At 46.3% G+C, this 2617-nt stretch carries 3 protein-coding genes; 1 reads left to right on the top strand and 2 read right to left on the bottom strand.

Annotation, left to right across the window (positions count from 1 at the left end):
- The first annotated feature begins 221 nt into the window (after positions 1-221).
- Positions 222-899: a hydrogenase nickel incorporation protein HypB gene (gene hypB / locus VXK47_RS03715; RefSeq protein ID WP_435547424.1), complete on the top strand. Its 678-nt coding sequence runs from the start codon at positions 222-224 to the stop codon at positions 897-899.
- A 409-nt stretch (positions 900-1308) separates the two neighbouring features.
- On the opposite strand, the gene VXK47_RS03710 is transcribed toward hypB, so the two are convergent.
- Entirely contained in the window at positions 1309-2220 is a 912-nt protein-coding gene (locus VXK47_RS03710; RefSeq protein WP_435547423.1) for a DUF169 domain-containing protein, read from the bottom strand.
- A gap of 78 nt (positions 2221-2298) precedes the next feature.
- Positions 2299-2617: hypothetical protein (locus VXK47_RS03705; protein WP_435547422.1), on the bottom strand; the 319-nt coding region annotated here is incomplete at its 5' end.

Below are 2617 nucleotides of genomic sequence, written 5' to 3'. Positions count from 1 at the left end.
CCCTGCGGGCTCCTTCCATTTCCACAACTTTTGGCTTAAGGTTCATAACCTTGATTTCCTTCTTTTCCATCTACTTTTCTCCTTCCCGCCCTACATTAAACTATTTGGGGGAAAGTGTCTCACTTATATTGGCACAGAGGGAAATGTCCTGAATGCGGGACAGACAAATGCACACTTATATCAGGCAAGGAGTACTATATCAGCAACATGGGAGTAATATAATGAAAAATATCAGGCTTATTGAAGTTAAAGAAGGAATTTTATCCGATAATGAGAGGCTGGCTGATGAGTTAAGAAAACAACTTGCCAAAGAAAAGACATTCCTTCTTAATCTCATGGCATCACCCGGCGCCGGAAAGACCAGTCTTATTTTAAAGACAATCGATGCATTAAAAGATGACTTACGTATTGCAGTAATAGAGGCTGATATTGATTCTATCGTTGATTCTGAAAAGGTGGCGGCTGTTGGCATTCCGGCTGTTCAGCTGAGAACAGGCGGATTTTGCCATCTGGATGCTTCGATGGTCAAAAAGGGGCTGGATACAATGGATCTGAACGCCTTTGACCTTATATTTATTGAAAATGTGGGGAATCTTGTATGTCCTGCTGAGTTTGATACAGGCGCTGTAAAAAATGCCATGATCTTAAGTGTTCCGGAAGGCGATGACAAGCCGCTTAAATACCCTCTTATGTTCACTGTTTGTGATGTTCTGATTGTTAATAAGATGGATTTTCTGGAATTGACCGATTTTGATATGCAAAAGCTAAGAGAAAGGGTGATGATTTTAAATCCTGAAATCAGGATTATTGAAGTGTCATGCAGAACAGGCCATGGCATAGATATATGGGCTGACTGGCTGAGAAATGAGGTTAAAGCCTTTACCGGAAATGGGAATTAAAAGATCGGTATGTAAAAAAGAGTAGTAATGGGTAGGTGTCGGAATTGAGGGTTTTACATAAAAATAGAGTAGCCTTTTAGTTCACCGCTTAATCTTATGCAACAAGGTGGTTGGGTGATGTGGTTTAAAAAAGTAGAAATATCTTTTTTGCACTAAAGATAAAAATGAGCACCAGCAACAATATTTAATCAAGGTGAGCCAAAAGCGGACTTGACCCCATGCTTATAAAGGATTCGACAAGACGATGGCCAGGAGGAGCATGCTCTGGCGGTTAGCGCCTGTCTCAACCCAGGCTGCAAGCTTCAGACTGTGCCAAATCACCCAGTCGTGAGGGTCAGCGATGTTTATCGTCTGCGTGTGAGGGTGTGGGGATTGAGGCAAAAAGCCTCGTCACGCATCTCGCGGAGCCTCACAGTTTCTTGGGTTTCTTGAAGACCAGGAAGCTGCACAGCTTGCAGATGTCCAGGCCGGGGTAGGTTTCCCCTGTGCGCGAAAAGGATACACCGCCGTCCCGCACGGTCCGTTCCAACATCCAGTGAACGGTAGGTTCCATTTGGTCTCCTGGCCAGATCCAGTTGATTTCGCCCTGTTCTGTCTTGCCGGCGGTCTTGCTGCTGCTGCACATGGGAGTGATATTCGGCTGTTTCGTTACCCAGCACTGCACGCACCCGTGACAGATCGATGAATTCATGGTCATGACCATGGAAAACGGGTGGGTATCATGGGCCGCACACCAGTCGTTCCCCAGATGGTATGATTGCAGCACATCGCTTATTCCGTGAATCACGTCGGGCACATACGGGGCCCTGTGGAGGGGTGCGGTCGCAAAGGCCAGCAAGCCCGGGGGAAGGCGCTTCTTTGTGTTGATGAATCTTTCGGCCTGATCCCAGTCCTTCGTATATTTCAGATGGCTCTTTATTTCGCCTTCGTCCAGTTCTTTCCATCCCATGACATATTTGGCGTTCGTACAGCCCAGCTTATCGGAAGTTCCAAGCAAAATATCGCCCCGCTGCCTGGATGCAGCCACAAAGTGGCAGAAGGTGTAAGGGCGAAACGCCACCTGGTAATCCACGTTCTTCTTGAAGGCTTCCAGTTCCGTCTCGGAGAAAAAATACTTCACCGCAACCGGGTAATACTTCATCTTCAATAGATTCCGAAGGGCAAATACGATGTCTGAATTGGTGAGCTTGCCGTTGTTTTGCTCTGCGTTCTCGATCAGGCCCTTGGCCAGTTGGACATCGTCCAGGTATCTTTCTGTATCTATGCCCAAACCCTTTTGCTGAGCCAATTCAGTTCCAGTGATCTGTTTTCCGTCTGCCATCGATAGCGACTCCCTTACTATAGTGTTTCAAATGAACGGCCTCATGATCCTGAGGCCCCCACGTCTATGCTCCTCTGATTATGTTTTGTCATTCGTATCTGTTAAGGTCCTCCGTTTTTTCATCTCATTCTGCTTTTCTTCATGCCCGAGAGCAGAGACAGGTCGTCTCTCACCGGGAGAAATGAAATAATGAAGGGCACCTGTTGACTCCTGGCGACTATACAGAAAGCCCTCCCTGGGGTCAACCACAAATTGATTGGTAGCGTCGTCAATAGGAGACCTGGAATAATGCCCTCCAGTATTATGAACATTAAGCCTTCCTTTCATTGTATTCGTACGCCATCTTTTTTGAATGTCAAGAAAAAACTTGTCCCCTCTCTTAAAAAGCAAAATTGGG

This window comes from Desulfobacterium sp. N47 (assembly GCF_051233685.1).
In the GTDB taxonomy this organism is placed as follows: Bacteria; Desulfobacterota; Desulfobacteria; order Desulfobacterales; family RPRI01; genus RPRI01.
The sequence above is the reverse complement of the archived record's forward strand: the minus strand, read 5'-3'. Positions and strand labels throughout refer to the sequence as shown.